Below are 17,145 nucleotides of genomic sequence, written 5' to 3' on the forward strand. Positions count from 1 at the left end.
TTATAATAGCCGCGCATTTTATCTGTTTTAGCCTTTTACTTTTTTTAAGACCATACGTTTATTTTCCAAGGATTTATGATGAGTGATCAGCAAGCACAAAAGCAAGCTGCGGCCCGCGCCGCCCTAAGCTATATCGAAGACGATATGATACTTGGGGTAGGGACGGGTAGTACGGTCAACTGTTTGATTGAGTTGTTGCCACAATTGAAGCTTGCTGGTGCGGTTGCCAGTTCACAGGTGACTGAAGACAAACTTCGCGCGCTTGGTATCGAAATAGTCGATTTAAACTTTGCTGGTACGCTAGATGTTTATATCGATGGTGCTGATGAAGTCAATGAGCACTTGCAACTTATCAAAGGCGGCGGCGGTGCATTGACTCGCGAAAAGATTGTGGCAGCAGCGTCTAACAAGTTCGTTTGCATGGTCGATGAGAGCAAAAGCGTTGAGATATTAGGTCGCGCGTTTCCAGTGCCAATTGAAGTATTACCACAAGCACGCTCGTATGTGGCTCGTCAATTGGCCAAATTAGGCGGTGAGCCCGTCTATCGTGAAGACTTTGTCACTGATTATGGTAACGTTATCTTAGATACCTATGATCTGGATGTGAGCAATCCAATCGCGCTAGAAAAAGAGCTGAATAATATCGTAGGTGTGGTCTGCAATGGTATTTTTGCGGCGAACCAAGCGGATGTGTTATTAAAAGCAGGTGCAAATGGCGTAACGACGCTCACGCGTTAATTTATATCCATACGCTTCCTAAAAACTGAATAATAAAAAAGGCAGACTATATATTAGTCTGCCTTTTTTGTGTCTTGCTTTACAAGTAACTTACTTTGCTTAGCTATGAGGGTGTGTAAGTGATTAAGACAACTTAATTTTGTCTTTTAGCAAAAACTCCATCAATGCTTTTTGTGCATGTAAGCGGTTTTCGGCTTCATCCCAGACGACAGAGCGTGGGTCGTTCAGCATATCATGGGAGATCTCTTCGCCGCGATGGGCGGGCAAGCAATGCATAAACACCACTTCAGGATCGGCTTTGTCTAACAGAGACGGCGTCACTTGATAAGGGGCAAAACGACGTGCGCGCGTATTTTGCTCGGATTCTTGACCCATACTTGCCCACACATCGGTGACAATTAAGTTAGAATCTTTTGCTGCGTCTTGTACGTTTTCTACCAAACTCACGCAATGTGAGAAACGCTCCATAAGCTTTGGATCAGGCTCGAACCCATAAGGTGCTGCGACGCGTAATTCAAAACCAAACTGATTGGCAGCTTGCATAAATGACGAGCACATATTGTTGCCATCACCGACCCACGTGACGATCTTATTTTCGATACTACCGCGATGCTCGTAATAGGTCTGCATATCAGCAAGTAGTTGGCATGGATGGTATTCATCGGTCAATGCATTGATAATAGGTACACTAGAGTATTTTGCAAAGGTTTCAACTTTTTCGTGTCCAAAGGTACGAATCATAATGATATCTACCATGCTAGAAATCACGCGTGCTGAGTCTTCTAGTGGCTCGCCGCGACCGAGCTGCGTATCGTTAGGTGATAAGAATATGGCATTACCACCAAATTGACCCATGCCGGTCTCAAATGAGATACGGGTACGCGTTGAAGATTTTTCAAATATCATGCCAAGCGTACGACCAACAAAAGGCTGATATATCTCGCCTGCGTGTTGCATCTTACGCAATTCGCTTGCGCGTTTGATTAAGTTTTCTAGTTCTTGTTTGGTTAAATCAGATAAGGTTAAAAAATGGCGCAAACTCATAGTAATCCTAGCAGTCGATCGCAGTCAGTGAAACGTCATCAGTCTTCAATAGCATCGCGTCAGTGCGTATACTGGGTTGACAACAAACTTTTAGTATAGCGTATTTACTTTCAATGTAAACGTTCAATTTTATCAAGATCAAATGGCTTGCTAAATAGACCAAAATCGCATTAGCAAGCCACAATACTCATATGCTAATGACTACGCCTGTGTACGGTTTGGACGTATGCTGAGGCGACACAATAGCTCATAGCTGATCGTCCCAGCATGACCTGCAACTTCATCGACATGCGGCGCATCACCCCAGAGCATGACTTTGCTATCCAAAGCAAGACTTTCAGGCGTTTTGCTGACATCAATGACAATCATATCCATTGCCACACGCCCAATCACAGGACAACGGTAGCTTTGATTGTCGTTAGCATCGATAACGGTGACATAAGCGTCGTCACTTATTACACGCGGATAGCCGTCTCCGTAACCCACACTCACGAGAGCGGTTCTGGTGTCTTGCTGCGCACGCCAGCGGCTACCATAGCCGATAGCATCATTTGCACTGACCATTTGTAGTGCTATAATTTGAGCACTAAATTCCATCGCGGGCTGCAAGTCTAATTCTTGTGCGCTTTTATCAACGACAGGTGAGCTACCATACAAGATAATGCCTGGGCGTACCCAATCATAATGGTACTCTGGAAAGTTGACGACACCAGCAGAGTTGCATAGTGAGCCTTGGATATCTGGGCTAATGGTATCTTTCAAAGTCGCTAGTACGCTTGAGAAGCGCTCAATTTGCATTGCATTTAGTGGGTGGTCATGGTCATCAGCATTGGCAAAATGTGTGGCTAGGATTAGCTGATAACCTGCTTCATGTAGGCGCTTTGCTGCTGATAGCACACCTTCAGCATTGAAACCCAAACGGTTCATACCTGTATTGTATTTGAGCCAAACCACATTAGTTGCACTATTGGCGGGTGGAATATTTTGTAGTGCCCAATCTAGCTGTGGTCCGTGGTGAATCACGCAGCTAATCTCATGCTCGATCGCTTGCTGCCACTCATCAGCGCTAAATGCCCCTTCTACTAGACCGATGGTTTTATCCCAGCCTAACTGTCTGGCTTCTAGCGCTTCAGTCAACGTTGCGACACCGATACCATCTGCTTGCTGCAGGGCTGGCAAGACTGCCGCTACGCCATGTCCGTAAGCATTGGATTTGACCATGGCCAATACTTTCGATTGGGGTGCTCGTTGTTTTACTTGATTTAGGTTATGGGTAAGGGCTTTTGGTTTTATGGTAATAGTGCGCATAATCGCCTTCTTTATGAGTAGAATTATGAAGTGATAAAGCCAGTATGGCATCAATGGAGTTGATGCCGTACTGGCTATTGTATTAAAAACTGATTATATAAAATTGTTTATTAACCTATGACTAAATCTGAGTATATATAAGGCTTAGTCTTGGTCAGGCTTATAATTTATAAGATAGGTTACTCATCATTCTCAAAACTGACGCCCTGATAGTATTCTGGCGTTAGATTAATGAAGCGGGTAAATTGACCTTCAAAACCCAAACGTACGGTGCCAATAGGGCCGTTACGTTGTTTACCAATGATGATTTCAGCCACGCCTTTGTGGTCTGAGTTTTCATTGTATACCTCATCACGGTAGATGAACATAATCAAATCGGCATCCTGCTCAATCGCACCAGACTCACGTAGATCTGACATGATAGGGCGTTTATTTGGACGGTTTTCTAGACTACGGTTAAGCTGTGATAAAGCAATCACAGGACACTCAAGCTCACGTGCGAGCGCCTTTAGACTACGCGAAATCTCAGAAATCTCGCCAACACGGTTACCATCTAGACTTGGCACTTTCATCAACTGAAGATAATCGACCACGACAGCACCCAAGCGCCCATCATGGTTTTTGGCGATACGGCGACAGCGAGAGCGCATCTCAGAGGGCGGTAGGGCAGTACTGTCATCAATATACAAATGCTTTGATTGCAAATGTTGAATGGCATTCATCATTTTTGCCCATTCATCTTCATTCATTTGACCAGAACGTAGATGCGTCTGGTTAATCGCGCCCCATGAAGACAGCAAACGCATGACGATAGATTCCGCAGGCATCTCCATCGAGAACACCACAACGGGCAAATCCTCATTAAACAAAACCCCTTCTGCCAAGTTCATTGCAAAAGTGGTTTTACCCATAGAAGGACGCGCAGCGACGATAATCAGATCACCCGCTTGCAGGCCTTGCGTTTTATTATTTAGCTCGACAAATGGCGTTTGTAAACCAATCATGCCGTCAGGGTTGGATTTTAATTCTTGAATCTTATCGATAACATTGGTTAAGACCGAAGTAATACCGACAGGGCCCCTCTGTTCTGCGCGTTTGTTATGCTGCTCATTGATACTAAATATCTTACCCTCGACATTGTCCAAGATATCACTAACACTTTGGTCTTTTGGATTATAGGCAAGCGTCAGCATGTCATTACCAGTGGTAATTAATTGACGCAGCGTTGAGAGCTCACGCACACGCTGGGCATATGCAGTCAGGTTAAACAAGGTCGCCGGACTTTGGCTCAAAATATCAGCCAAATAACTGTCACCACCTGCGCCTTTGAGTAACTTTTGCGCTTCTAACCAGTCGTGTACCATGACCGTATCATAAGGCTCATTAACGGCTGCAAGGTGAGCAATGGCATCAAAAATATATTGATGTCGCCCAGCATAAAAGTCATCTTTGGTGACGATATCGGCAATCTTGTCGTACGCCTCTTCGATACTCATCAAAGACGCGAGCAATGCCTTTTCAATATCGATATTGTGTGGCGGTGTCTGATTGAGTAAGTCGTCGGTTTTGTCGTTTTCTGCCATGAGTGCCTAATGAGTCAAAATGGGTATAAAAAAGGATGTCGATGATAGCGCAAAACAGATATGGTACATCTCTACGGTAGACGTACCAAAACGTGGTTTTAGATTTGCCTGCAAATGCTACAATCAGAAGCGAAAGTTTAACACATAATGTGATTTTTTAGGCTGAGTAAGCAACTAAATCTACAGTGGTTGTTATGCATAAAATAAGAGACCGCATCCATTGTCTAAACGTAAAAACTGAAAATATTTACGATAAATACAATAAAATCAATAATTTGAATAAAAAAAGGCTATTGTTATGACAGAAAAAAAGCGACCATTATTAATCACGACAGGTGAGCCTGCGGGCATTGGCATGGATGTCGTACTGAGTTTGGCGGCAGAGGGCAAGCTGCAAGATTTTGACCGTCCCATTTGGGTAATCGCTGATGCGAGCGCGATGCAAGTTCGTGCAGCTGAGTTGGTTACAGCCGGGCTTTTTGAGAGCATACCTATTTGGCATACTATCAATACAGATATAAATGCCGATAATTTCGATGTTAACTTGGTAGAGCAGATATCACAGCAAGACATAGACGCTGATAGTGCTTTTATCCTACTGAATATTCCTTGTGCCGCACCCGTTGTCTGCGGGCAAATCAATATCGCTAACTCAGCGATGGTGGCTCAGCAGTTAGATATTGCTCATAAACTGGCAATAAATAATACAGTCGCTGCCATCGTCACCGGACCATTGCAAAAATCAGCGTTGATAGATGCTGGTATCAAGCTGTTAGATGGCACCATGTTTAGTGGTCATACTGAGTTTTTTATGCAGCAAAGTGGCTGTGAGAAGGTGGTCATGATGCTAGCCAATCAAGCGATGAAAGTCGCGCTTGTCACTACCCATCTGCCATTAAAAGACATCCCTGCTGCGATTACTGCGGATAACGTGCGTCAAACGGTAAAAATCGTCATTGATGATATGAGAGAAAAGTTTGGTCTCGCGCAGCCTCGTATCTTGGTTTGCGGCCTCAATCCACATGCAGGCGAGGGCGGGCATTTGGGTATGGAGGAGATTGAAATCATCAACCCAGTCTTACGAGAATTTATCGATGCAGGCGTCAATATTTCAGAGGCGATGCCAGCAGATACGTTATTTACCACCGGACATTTAGCGAACTGTGATGCGGTCATCGCCATGTATCATGACCAAGGATTGCCTGTACTCAAATCGCACGGTTTTGGCGATACGGTTAATCTAACCTTAGGATTGCCTTATATTCGTACCTCTGTCGATCATGGTACGGCGCTAGATTTGGCAGGACACGGCGGGGCGAGTGCGACCAGTCTATATCAAGCACTAAATATGGCTAATGAGATGGCGGATAAGTCACTCACTAATTGATATATCTGTTATGACTCATCGCTTTATAGGTGTTGTTCACGTCGTACTTGATTATTTTAGTGTGAGTAATACCTATTTATGAAGAATTAAGCGTAATGTAAATGGTTTCATGATAGCTGTCTGTTGATAGGCTTGAAGGGTGAAATAGCTGGTTATCTTGGGGGTGTACCCTAATTAAAACTTCTTATCAATTTTACTAAGTAATTTGATTATTACATTTTGATATTGCTATTATTGCCCATGATAAAAAAAAGCTACGATAGATTGAGCATCGTAGCTTTTTAGTTGGATCCATTTGATTTTTGAGTATCGAAAGTTCAGCCTAACCTACGTGCCAGTTTATATTTAAAAAACATAGTATTTAGCCTTATTTATTGCAAACTAACTTAATTAGGGTCTATGACACAATTTTTTTTGAAATTCAAGCCAAGGTTCAAGCTGTCCTTCAACGATACCTTCATAAGTTTCCCAATCATTTTTTAGAAAATCATAAAGTATAGGATGCATCCTATCATTTAGACCTGCTGATAAATCAACCGCTGTTAAGCTTACGTAACTGTCTGCTAAAATCTCTATATTATAGACATCGCTTTCCCTATACGTTATTAAGCCTTGGTAAGTGCTACAGCTTGCTAAATAATAAGTTTCAACTTTATTCTCACTATAATTTTTACCTTCATAAATACTATATATGTATATGAAGTCACTATCATTCTTACTCAGTGCTCTAATCATAATTTTAAATTCTACCCATGCGTTAAATTGAGCTATGCCTTCAATTTTTTAGTCATTAAATTCATAGTTAGAACTAGCATCTCGATGCCTGTATAGTGCACCAAATATATAATGATTACTCATCGAGTGAATATACCACCTTGAAAATAAGTTTAAAGACTGAGTAGGGATCAATCCTAAAAAGGCAGCAGCCTGAGACGCTTTCCTACCGTGTCCTTGATCCGGTGAACGAAAACTTTGATCTGCACGGTGAAGAATGGAAAAGCGAGAAACCGATGTACCAAGGCCACTGCCACCTCCCTTATATTATGGCGGCGGTTATGGTCTTAAACGCAGGCACGCAATCCTAGGATCAGGACCCTAAGCTTGTCTAGTCACAGATACCGATTGATTGACCAATTCCATGGATCCGAACGAGGTTAAGAATGCGACGCTGGATGCATCGGACCCAACACCAATACGAGCCATCGTGTCTGCACCTGCCATGCCAGTCGGATCAATGAGGTGCCAGCTCCCTCCGAGATAGACCTCGGCCACGGCATGAAAGTCTTGTGGCGTCACATCGGGCGCATAAACACTCGCGAACCTAGCCGGTATCGACGACGCGCGCGCTAATGTCACGAGAACATGCGCGAAGTCGCGGCATACGCCCTGACGTTGAACAAAACTATCGAGCGCGGTGGTTTGGGCGTGGCTTGATCCGGGCACATAGCTAAACGCCGACTCGATCCAATCGCGCATCGCAGCAATCCGTGCGCCGCCAGCAAGATCGCCAAACTCGGCTTCCACGAAAGCTTGGAACTGGTCTGACGGGCAATAATGAGACGGCATCAAATGCCTGATCGTCTCTCCGGGTAAAAGATGCAGGGGCGTTTGGGACAATGTCGATATGTCCAAGGCAGGACGGTCAACGGCGATTTCTGCGAGGTAAGTGCAGCTAAAATCCCCTTCGGCGTGAATCCAAATCCGTTCTCCTATGCCATCATCAGCGGCAACCCGTGAAAAATGCGCAACGTCTGATGTCCAAATCTCGGTCGATCGCACCCGTTGATCCGCAAGATCGGCGGCTTCAATCTGAAGCAAAAGATCCATCGGCTCTGAGAGTCGATAATAGAGGGTGACGTTAAGTTTCAGGATCATATTTGAATTCCCTAAGGGCATGGGTCTGGTAGGCTGACGATCGCGCGGGTCTGAACCGCTTCGACTATATCAGAGACTGGTTTACTGGAGTCAGGTAGCAATGCCTGACAGGATTAAATTATCATAATACCGCTTTTTAAACTCAAAAGGTGAGACATAGTCACTTACATTATGTAGTCGGGCTTTATCAGACGTGAGAAGCGTTAAAAATTAATTCATTATCGATTTAGCGTTACGCCGCAACTATTATGATGACTCACATCTTTGGGCTTGTTCTTGTCTGCTAGCGCTCGTTTTAGTGCTGCCATTGTTATCATAGCAGCGTTTATATTAAATGGATTCAGAGGTAAAAACTCACTGGGTCGGTTATCCAAAAGCATGGCTCGTCTGCCGATAATAATTGTTCAAAAACACAGCCTAATTAGGAGCTGTGGTATAATTTATCATTATAAAGCTAAAACATTGCTGCTATTACATTATCATCGCCCATTTCTCTTTTATACATTAAGACTCTTTTATGTCCAAAACTTCATTTGATGCCCAAACCATTTCTAACAGTTTACGTACTGCCAAGCACCAGCCGCGTAAGCGCTTTGGTCAAAACTTCTTGCATGATACCAGCGTCATTCGCGAAATCGTTGAAAGTATTCGTCTAGAGCGCGATGACAATTTGATTGAGATTGGGCCTGGTATGGGCGCATTGACCGAGCCGTTATTAGCAGAAGTGGATGCGATGACAGTCGTAGAGTTAGATCGCGATTTGGCTGATAGCTTACGTATTCGTATTGGTGCCAATAGTCATCCAAACTTTGAGATTATCAAAGACAATGCCATGCACGTTGACTATCGTGACCTTTATAGCGAAGCGCGCGGTAAACTGCGCGTGGTGGGTAACTTACCATATAATATTTCAACGCCTATTTTGTTTCACTTGCTTAGCTATGCGGATGTGATCCAAGACATGCACTTTATGCTACAAAAAGAAGTGGTTGAGCGTATTACGGCCGATGTTGGTAGCAAAACTTATGGTCGTCTGTCTGTCATCATGCAGTATTACTGTGATACAGATTATTTGCTGACTGTGCCTCGCGGGGCTTTTAATCCCCCGCCGAAAGTCACTAGTGCTGTTTTTCGACTGACACCGCATATCGATAAACCGATAGTAGCAGAGGATGAAGAGTATTTTGCTATCGTGGTACGTGAGACCTTTAACCATCGTCGCAAGACGCTACGCGCTATCTTCAAAAAATCAACCTTGCTGCCGACGCTGAGTGAGGATGATTTCGCTGCTTGCGGTATCGATCCACAGGCACGTCCTGAAACCTTAAGCGTTACAGATTTTGTCAATCTAAGCAATCAGGCTCGTCATATAGACGTTTATTGTAAATAATTACCAATTACTATTATATAAAAATCATAGAGGTATTATGAGTTTTCGCCATCAGTATGTCATTGGTGACCTACAAGGTTGCCACGCGGCTTATCTACAATTACTAGAGACATTGGATTTTGATCCTAATCAAGACAAGTTATGGTTTGCCGGTGATTTGGTAGCGCGTGGTGAGGACTCATTAAATACCTTGCGCGACGTCAAAGCATTGTGTGAGCAGGGCGCCGCAGCAACTGTGTTAGGCAATCATGACATCAATTTAATTGCAGTCTGGCGCGGGGCTGCAAAACTCAAGAGCAAAGACAAGACTGCGCCAATTTTTGCAGCGGATGACTGTGATGAATTACTTGAGTGGTTACGCAGGCAGCCTATATTGGCGTATCCAGATGAGCATACGGTGCTGGTACATGCAGGGATTCCACCACATTGGAGTATTGAGGCAGCAGCAGCATATGCCAAAGAGCTAGAATCGCAGCTGCAAGGTAGCTTAGAGCAGCTTGATGAATTGCTACCGAATTTGTATAGCAAAAAAGCCGATAAATGGCATGCAGGCATTGATGGCTTTACTAAGATGCGAGCGATTGCCAATTACTTTACTCGTATGCGCCTGTGTCAGCAGGATGGCTTGCTTGAGTTTGACTTTACAGCAGGGCTAGATGAGCCTATGCCAACCGATTTTTTACCATGGTTTGAGTGGCAAGTATCGCGCACGCGTAAGATACTATTTGGTCACTGGGCCGCACTGCAAGGCGAGATTGATTTACCACATGCGCGTGCACTCGATGGTGGGTGCGTATGGGGCAACTGTCTGTTGGCATATCGTCTCAGCGACGGCAAGGTAATAGCTTCAAGTGCACAGTGCCCGAGTTCATAACGTGGGCTACGAATACCCGGACTACAAATACCTTAATATAAAAGCCTAAATAATCTTTTTAAATAGGTCCGCAAATGCCGTCTTTTTCAAGCGGGCTATTGATCAATTAATAGCCCTGTTTTGATGGTTCTACTGAGATATGCTCAAATGATTAACATTGAGTGATGCTCAAATGATTAATAAGTCATCTAACTGAGTCATCAAGGAATAACGTCGTACCTGAATAATAGGACAGCTGCGGTTGACGCGACCAGTAGCCCAAGAAATATAAATAGTAAGATATTATCTTGAGTTAACTTTTCTTCAAGCTCAGAGTAACCTAAGTCATCAAAGGTGATGTAGTTTGTGTCATGACTGATGTTAGAGTAGTCGAACTTCCTCACACATTCAATAAAATATTCAACAAACCAGTATGGCCAGTGTTCTGGTTTGAATGGTGAGATCTCTCCTAACTGAGCATGATCAGACAATCTATGCCAGTTACTGGCGCTTAAGTTAAGACTGTGCATACGCCAATCTTCAAAACGGCACTGACTGACCTGCTCAACAGCAACGACATCTACTTTTCTGTGATTCCTATCTTTAAATATTCTTTGCATAAGAGAAAATACAACGTCTTTTGCGCCTTCTAAGCATTGAAGGAAGCTTTTTTCATCATTGCATAGAAAACCTGCAATTTTATTATTTTTATTATAGACATGCGAGTGTCTTTGGATATGCTCAAATACAGATCTATCGGTGGTATTAACTCTACTAACATAGATGAGTCTTACAAGGGAGGTTGATGCAACGTCCTTCATAGATTCTTCCAGTTTACTATGACTGGCTATATTCATTCTTGTCCTCTTTTAGTGATCTATCCCAATTTCTTATTGAGCCTGCTCCTCATTATTTTAGATGATTTTTGAATCCTAAGTTTGTTGAGCTGTGCGAGAGTTTTGCTTCTACGTCCATATTTTTAAGATTAAGGGGTAAAAGCTTTAGCTAAGTTGTGTGGGTGCTTTAGGTCTGATATCAAATGATTTTACAATAATTTACCAAGCACAAAGCCGCCCAAGCGAGCCCTTTAGTCAGGCAGCTTTGGCGGTTTTTTAGGTTTTGGTAAAGGAGTTTTGGCATCGCCAGTGGCCTTGTCATCAGCATCCGCATGATTTGACTCGTGACCAACAGTATCATCATTATCGATGGTATTGAGCGTCTTGGTGACTTTGTCATATTGGATATCGTCAGTATAAGGCGTGCTATTTAGCTCTTCATCTGCCAGACCATCATCAAGATTGACAACCTTCTTAGGAGAATTGTGAGGTTGGGTGTGATCGCCCTGTGGTTGACTGTCATAGTATATGTCTGTACTCGCTTCCGCGTTTTGCGCTACTGCTTGCTTAGACTCGGGTAATATTCTGACATCAGACAATCGGCGTACCACATAATTGCTTGGTATGGCTTTTCCATTTTTTTGTGCTGAAGTGTCATCAAATATCATGTGACCTTGACTATCGATGCGTGCATATTTCATTGGCTTGTCGCGTGGCCAGAAAAAGTCAGAAGGATGGCTAATGATATGTCCAAACACTAGCTTTGTGAGACGACTCCATTCAAAGAAACGCACTTCTTTTGAACGTAAAGCAACAAATAACGCCAGCGAAAAACTGACTATTAAGTTGACCATACCAATAAGTGCCACACCCAATATAGAAATCAGAATGAGGCTCCAGCTGATGTCATCAGCAGATATATTGAACAATCCGTGTGCCAAGTTCGCTGAAGCAAAAGCAATGTGGCGAATATCAATTGGTAAGCCGAATATGTAGCCGATGGTTGCTGTACTACCTAAGAAAACCCCGAACAAAAAGTTACCCATGATAGCGCCCAAGTTCGCTTCTATGAAGCCGCCTAAACGCTTAAGCCATGATGCAGGGAGTATATATTGTAGTAGTTTATGGCGTTGAATACGCGCACCTACTTTATTATAGACCGCTAAATTGTCGTAATAACCCGCGATCAAACCTGCTAAGAACAAATACACGCCAGCGATAGCAGCATGAGGAAGCGCTAATGAGTGAAATGGATCCAAGTCATGTAGTAGATGACCTGCTTTTTCGGTACCAATCATCGGTGCGCCTGTATACTGTAACCAAGCAGAAGAGATGATAAGAGCAACGGGTATCGCTAACATAACGTTACCCATGATAGCGATGAACTGAGTACGTAAAATGTCAACGACCAACTCTGATAGCTTATTCAACTGATGAGACTTCTTGCCAGAGCCTTCAGATATAGTAGACGCAATAGCAGCAGCGGTCATCGCTGGCTGCTTGGTAGCGACCGTTCCTCGAATAACGTGGATGAACACAAAGCCCAAGCCATAAATCATACTGTTGATAAATGCACGTCCCATCGGTGCGAGCGCCAATTGGTACGCCAGTATTTTTATGGTGGCCATAAAGGCAATGACAAAACCGCCAATAGAGGCTTTTTTGAGCATTTTTTGATAGCCAGACTTATCGGTGCTGATATAGTGCTCACCCACGCGACTGGCGTTTTCAGTGACTTTACGTGATAGTAGTTTGGTATTGTTATCAATCAAGTGGCCAATACTATAACGTCGATTGGCAGTCGTAATCAGTGTTTGTATCAGCTCAATGACAGCGCGATCTCTTTTTTGATTGTCATCTGTGACCAGCTCTGTCAAGATACGCACCCGCTGTAAGCTCTGATCTAAGCGCAGCATCATATTGGTCAAGCGAATAGAGATACCTGTTTTATAGATACGTTTGCGGATAGTGGCAACGATATCTTCACACTGCTCAATCATGACCAGCAATGGTGCGGGATCAACGGCTTGCTCAGGGGTAATGTCGGTTAAGGTATCAAGCTCATGCGCTTGTCTGTATTGATTAACAAAGAGCACCGCTTCTTGGTTTTGAGCAACAAAAGAGGCAGAGTAGTTGAGCATCTGTGGATAAGCGTCCATTAAATCAGGATGCAAGCCAAGACCACTGATACGATAAGATAAAATAATAATCGCGTTCAAAATGCTGTTTTTTGCCGTGGCAACCAAGTCTAGGTGTTTTTCTTCCACCCTCAGAAGCTGCACGAGTTCGTCCCATTTTTTTGTCTCAATATTGGCAAGCCAGCGCTCATCAGTGCGCTTATCAAACAAGTAACCAACCAGCTCAACAACTGAGTCGTCTTGAGGCAGTATCGGCAAAAACCGATGCCCGACCAATCGTCTTAAGCTATTGAAGAATCCTTGATCCGACATAATACCTGTATCGGTATATAGCGCGATTTGACGATATTGGATAATCAATTTTAGGACAAAGCTAGAGAGTCCGTCGCCATATTCTGGATGTTGATGCAGAATATCAATAAGGGATTGGATGTTTTCGTTAGCTAAAGCGGGTTCCTTGTCACTGACGCGTAACTCATCGATCAAGCGTTTGAGCATCGCCGGATCGGGCACATCACTTAGGGCTGTAATTTGTTGTAAAATGCGTTTTAATTCTGACACGTCGCACCCTTTATTGTGGTTGTTTCAATCGTTTTTATTATTTGCTAATGTGCATTGCATAGTAAGTCGTAATGATTTTTTAAGAACTTGGTAAAGTTATCATTTCATTTGAGCGACACTCTGTCTTGCATCATTTTAATCGTAACCACGCATGGATAGTGAATTATTTTGTTAGCAGTTATTTTGACAAAAAAAAGGACAGCAACCAGACTGTCCTTTTTATTAGCATTTTATAAAATGATTACAATGCGCATTTAGCTAGCAGGCACATCAAAATAGTCAAGATCAAAGTTCATCATCGGGTCACTACCAGCTTTGACCATTTGTGCATGAGCGTCAATACGTGGCAAGATACGACCAACAAAGTAATCTGCAAGCTTGGCTTTATTGGTATAAAAATCGCCTTCTTTGCCATCTGCTGCTTCTACCATCAACGCAAACATGTAGGAATAAGCGAGGTAGCCAAAGGCATGCATATAATCAACTGCACAGCCATTGATTTCGTTTTTGCGTTCGCCAATATTGTTCAGAACTGTTGTGGTGAGCTCTTCAATTGTATCCGCCGCATCTAAAGTGGCTTGTTTGATACCATGATCCGCTTGCATGTTATTGACGAAATCACGAATCTCACCCAAGAAATGCATGACATATTTGCCGTTATTTTTTGCCACTTTACGACCTAGTAAGTCAAGTGCCTGAATACCGTTGGTACCTTCATAAATCTGAGCAATACGCGTATCACGAACGATTTGCTCCATACCCCATTCGCGGATATAGCCATGACCACCGAAGACTTGCTGGCAATCAACCGTTGCTTCTAGCGCTTTGTCAGTCAAGAATGCTTTAGCCACTGGCGTCAGTAGGGCAACACGAGCAGCGGCGGCTTTTGCTGATTCAGGATCGGTACTAAATTTTTCTTCGTCTAGATTTTTGGCGACATACATCGCAAAGCAACGTGAGGCTTCGGTATTGGCTTTGGCGTTCAATAGCATGCGACGGACATCGGCATGGTGAATGATGGCATCCGCAGGTTTTTCTGGGCTTTGTAATTGCGTATCGCTGCGGCCTTGGCCACGGTCGTTGGCGTATAGAGCCGCGTTCTGATAAGCAAGCTCAGAACCACCAAGACCTTGTAAACCCATGGTGACACGCTCATAGTTCATCATAATGAACATTGATGATAGGCCGGTGTTTTCTTCGCCAACCATCCAACCTTTGGCATTGTCAAAGTTCATCACACAAGTGGCAGACGCTTTGATACCCATTTTGTGCTCGATAGAGCCAACGGCTAATGTATTGCGCTCGCCCAAGCTACCATCTGTATTGACCAAGAATTTTGGTACAACAAACAGTGAGATGCCTTTTGAGCCTTCTGGGGCATTGGGAGTTTTTGCCAATACTAAATGAATGATATTGTCTGTGAGATCGTGCTCACCACCAGTAATAAAGATTTTGGTACCAGAGATATTATAGCTGCCATCATCGTTAGGCACGGCTTTGGTTTTGATGATACCCAAATCCGTACCCGCATGTGGCTCTGTCAAGCACATAGTACCAGACCATTCACCACTGTACATTTTTTCTAAATAAGTCTGCTTTTGTTCTTCAGAGGCAGCTGCATTCAGACACAGTGTTGCACCGACGGTTAGGTTAGGGTATAGGGCAAACGATTGGTTGGCCGTAAAAACCATCTCTTCGGTGAGCATGGTAACCATTTTTGGGAAGCCTTGACCGCCGTATTCAGCGTTACCGCTTAAGCCAACCCAGCCTGATTCAGCATACTGTTTGTACGCGTCTTTAAAGCCTGCTGGTGTGGTGACAACGCCGTCACCCTGAAAAGTTGCACCTTCTTCGTCGCCGCTACGGTTGATAGGTAGTAGGATGTTTTTCGAAAGTTTTGCCATTTCTTCTAAAATCATATCAACCGTTTCCATGTCGACATGAGCTAAGTTTTCGTTATTTTGCCAAAATTGTGGCGCTTTAAATACATCATTTAACATAAAACGCATGTCATTAAGAGGGGCGTTATAAACAGCCATAAACATTCCTTTGGTTTAAATAGATAAAATTGGAGTTGTTAAGATTATCAACTGTTCTCTTGATGTAACCTTAGCGATTCATATTCAAAGTTTAACAAATAAGCTTGTGCGCGGGTGTATTTCTTCGTGAATTGTGCGTGCACCAAAAGTTAGCAGCTGCTATTGCAGTGATTAAAGGTACTTTAAAACTTGTAGCTATCTATAAAGGAATGCTAATTAATATATAAATATATCCATAAACCAAATCGGCAACACACCGAAGTATGTTGCCGATAAAATACAATATGAGTAGCGCTTAATGTTTAATTAAAAAGCAAACTGATCAACATCCATGCTCATGTATGGCTCTACACCAGTGCTGATACGCTGTACGTGCGTAGTAGTACGTGGCAATAGCTTAGCAAAGTAGAACTGAGCTGTTTTTACCTTGGCGTCATAGAATGCTTTTTCGCCAGTACCATTTGCAATAGCAGTCTGAGCAACCAGTGCCATACGTGCCCATAAGTAAGCTAGGGTTACATAACCACTAAAGTACATATAATCAACTGCCGCACCGCCTACTGCATCTGGATTTTCAGTAGCTTGCATACCAATCCGTGCAGTCAAATCGCCCCACTCTTTAAGATGCTTGGCAAGTGGGCGAATGAACTGACCCATCTCGTCATTTTCTTTGTTGTCTTCACAAAATTCTTGGATGACCTTTACAAAGTTAGCCAGTAGCTTACCTTCTGAGCCTAAAACTTTACGACCCAACAAGTCAAGTGCTTGAATCTCTGTGGTGCCTTCGTATAAGCATGAAATGCGCGTATCACGTACGTTCTGCTCCATACCCCATTCGCTAACAAAACCATGACCACCGTAAACCTGAACACCGTGATTAGCGGCTTCTAGACCTGTTTCAGTCAAGAACGCTTTAGCAATTGGTGTCAATAATGACAGCATTTGGTCAGCAAACTTTAACTCTTCGCCTTCGCCTTTTGCGACGGTATCTGCAAAGTGTGAAAGGTAATAAACCAATGCGCGACCGCCTTCAGCAAAGGCTTTTTCGGTTAATAGCATGTTGCGAACGGCTGGATGAACAATGATAGGATCAGCAGCTTTCTCTGGCGCTTTAGTACCTGATAGCGCGCGCATCGCTAAGCGATCTTTTGCGTAAGTCAATGAACCTTGGAACGCGTACTCTGCTGCAGTCAAACCTTGAACAGCAGTACCGATACGTGCCACATTCATAAAGGTGAACATGCACTGTAGGCCGCGATTTTCAGGTCCGATCAAATAACCAGTTGCGCCATCGAAGTTCATCACACAAGTTGCAGAGGCTTTGATACCCATTTTATGCTCGATAGAGCCGCAAGCGACATTATTGCTTTCGCCTAGGCTGCCATCTTCATTA

The 17,145-nt window shown here is 43.5% G+C and carries 13 protein-coding genes; 4 read left to right on the forward strand and 9 right to left on the reverse strand.

The genetic code is table 11. From position 1 onward, the window contains the following. The first annotated feature begins 78 nt into the window (after nucleotides 1–78). Nucleotides 79–738: a ribose-5-phosphate isomerase RpiA gene (rpiA, locus tag I3255_RS12400; protein WP_238039091.1), complete on the forward strand. Its 660-nt coding sequence runs from the start codon at nucleotides 79–81 to the stop codon at nucleotides 736–738. A 123-nt stretch (nucleotides 739–861) separates the two neighbouring features. On the opposite strand, the gene argF is transcribed toward rpiA, so the two are convergent. From argF to dnaB, 3 genes are all read right to left on the reverse strand, one after another. After that, entirely contained in the window at nucleotides 862–1,782 is a 921-nt protein-coding gene (gene argF / locus I3255_RS12405; protein ID WP_201549081.1) for an ornithine carbamoyltransferase, read from the reverse strand. 201 nt (nucleotides 1,783–1,983) lie between these two features. After that, nucleotides 1,984–3,090 (reverse strand): alanine racemase, encoded by a 1,107-nt coding sequence (alr, locus tag I3255_RS12410; RefSeq protein ID WP_238039092.1) that lies wholly within the window; start codon nucleotides 3,088–3,090, stop codon nucleotides 1,984–1,986. Between the two features lie 179 nt (nucleotides 3,091–3,269). After that, nucleotides 3,270–4,673, reverse strand: a complete 1,404-nt coding sequence (dnaB, locus tag I3255_RS12415) for a replicative DNA helicase (RefSeq protein WP_238039093.1) — start codon at nucleotides 4,671–4,673, stop codon at nucleotides 3,270–3,272. A gap of 298 nt (nucleotides 4,674–4,971) precedes the next feature. Here dnaB and pdxA point away from each other — a divergent pair, with 298 nt between their 5' ends. Further along, nucleotides 4,972–6,060, forward strand: a complete 1,089-nt coding sequence (gene pdxA / locus I3255_RS12420; protein WP_238039094.1) for a 4-hydroxythreonine-4-phosphate dehydrogenase PdxA — start codon at nucleotides 4,972–4,974, stop codon at nucleotides 6,058–6,060. Nucleotides 6,061–6,450: 390 nt separating this feature from the next. Here the strand turns inward: pdxA and I3255_RS12425 are convergent, their stop codons facing one another. Together I3255_RS12425 and I3255_RS12430 are read right to left on the reverse strand one after the other, a co-directional pair. Further along, the gene (locus I3255_RS12425; protein WP_238039095.1) at nucleotides 6,451–6,795 is read right to left on the reverse strand and encodes a hypothetical protein; all 345 of its coding nucleotides are present in this window, start codon (nucleotides 6,793–6,795) and stop codon (nucleotides 6,451–6,453) included. A 360-nt stretch (nucleotides 6,796–7,155) separates the two neighbouring features. After that, on the reverse strand, nucleotides 7,156–7,935 hold the full coding sequence (locus I3255_RS12430) for a transglutaminase family protein (RefSeq protein ID WP_238039096.1): 780 nt from the start codon (nucleotides 7,933–7,935) through the stop codon (nucleotides 7,156–7,158). A gap of 517 nt (nucleotides 7,936–8,452) precedes the next feature. On the opposite strand from I3255_RS12430, the gene rsmA reads away from it, so the two are divergent. Next, nucleotides 8,453–9,325: a 16S rRNA (adenine(1518)-N(6)/adenine(1519)-N(6))-dimethyltransferase RsmA gene (gene rsmA, locus I3255_RS12435; RefSeq protein WP_238039097.1), complete on the forward strand. Its 873-nt coding sequence runs from the start codon at nucleotides 8,453–8,455 to the stop codon at nucleotides 9,323–9,325. A gap of 37 nt (nucleotides 9,326–9,362) precedes the next feature. Continuing rightward, entirely contained in the window at nucleotides 9,363–10,199 is an 837-nt protein-coding gene (locus I3255_RS12440; protein ID WP_238039098.1) for a symmetrical bis(5'-nucleosyl)-tetraphosphatase, read from the forward strand. A gap of 200 nt (nucleotides 10,200–10,399) precedes the next feature. Here the strand turns inward: I3255_RS12440 and I3255_RS12445 are convergent, their stop codons facing one another. From I3255_RS12445 to I3255_RS12460, 4 genes are all read right to left on the reverse strand, one after another. Continuing rightward, complete coding sequence (locus tag I3255_RS12445) at nucleotides 10,400–11,035, reverse strand: BLUF domain-containing protein (protein WP_201598708.1); 636 nt, start codon at nucleotides 11,033–11,035, stop codon at nucleotides 10,400–10,402. A 230-nt stretch (nucleotides 11,036–11,265) separates the two neighbouring features. Beyond that, entirely contained in the window at nucleotides 11,266–13,713 is a 2,448-nt protein-coding gene (locus I3255_RS12450) for a site-specific recombinase (protein ID WP_238039099.1), read from the reverse strand. A 254-nt stretch (nucleotides 13,714–13,967) separates the two neighbouring features. Continuing rightward, a complete protein-coding gene (locus tag I3255_RS12455) occupies nucleotides 13,968–15,752 on the reverse strand; it encodes an acyl-CoA dehydrogenase C-terminal domain-containing protein (protein ID WP_238039100.1) in 1,785 nt (594 codons plus the stop codon). 306 nt (nucleotides 15,753–16,058) lie between these two features. Beyond that, nucleotides 16,059–17,145: acyl-CoA dehydrogenase C-terminal domain-containing protein (locus tag I3255_RS12460; protein ID WP_238039101.1), on the reverse strand; the 1,087-nt coding region annotated here is incomplete at its 5' end.

This window comes from Psychrobacter sp. Ps6 (genome assembly GCF_022129235.1).
In the GTDB taxonomy this organism is placed as follows: Bacteria; Pseudomonadota; Gammaproteobacteria; order Pseudomonadales; family Moraxellaceae; genus Psychrobacter.

Bases quoted from the DNA above. Each gene is read 5' to 3' on its own strand.
- pdxA (WP_238039094.1), top strand. From the start codon at position 4,972: ATGACAGAAAAAAAGCGACCATTATTAATCACGACAGGTGAGCCTGCG.
- I3255_RS12425 (WP_238039095.1), bottom strand. From the start codon at position 6,795: ATGATTAGAGCACTGAGTAAGAATGATAGTGACTTCATATACATATAT.
- I3255_RS12455 (WP_238039100.1), bottom strand. From the start codon at position 15,752: ATGGCTGTTTATAACGCCCCTCTTAATGACATGCGTTTTATGTTAAAT.
- rsmA (WP_238039097.1), top strand. From the start codon at position 8,453: ATGTCCAAAACTTCATTTGATGCCCAAACCATTTCTAACAGTTTACGT.
- alr (WP_238039092.1), bottom strand. From the start codon at position 3,090: ATGCGCACTATTACCATAAAACCAAAAGCCCTTACCCATAACCTAAAT.
- I3255_RS12430 (WP_238039096.1), bottom strand. From the start codon at position 7,935: ATGATCCTGAAACTTAACGTCACCCTCTATTATCGACTCTCAGAGCCG.
- I3255_RS12440 (WP_238039098.1), top strand. From the start codon at position 9,363: ATGAGTTTTCGCCATCAGTATGTCATTGGTGACCTACAAGGTTGCCAC.
- argF (WP_201549081.1), bottom strand. From the start codon at position 1,782: ATGAGTTTGCGCCATTTTTTAACCTTATCTGATTTAACCAAACAAGAA.
- I3255_RS12445 (WP_201598708.1), bottom strand. From the start codon at position 11,035: ATGAATATAGCCAGTCATAGTAAACTGGAAGAATCTATGAAGGACGTT.
- rpiA (WP_238039091.1), top strand. From the start codon at position 79: ATGAGTGATCAGCAAGCACAAAAGCAAGCTGCGGCCCGCGCCGCCCTA.
- dnaB (WP_238039093.1), bottom strand. From the start codon at position 4,673: ATGGCAGAAAACGACAAAACCGACGACTTACTCAATCAGACACCGCCA.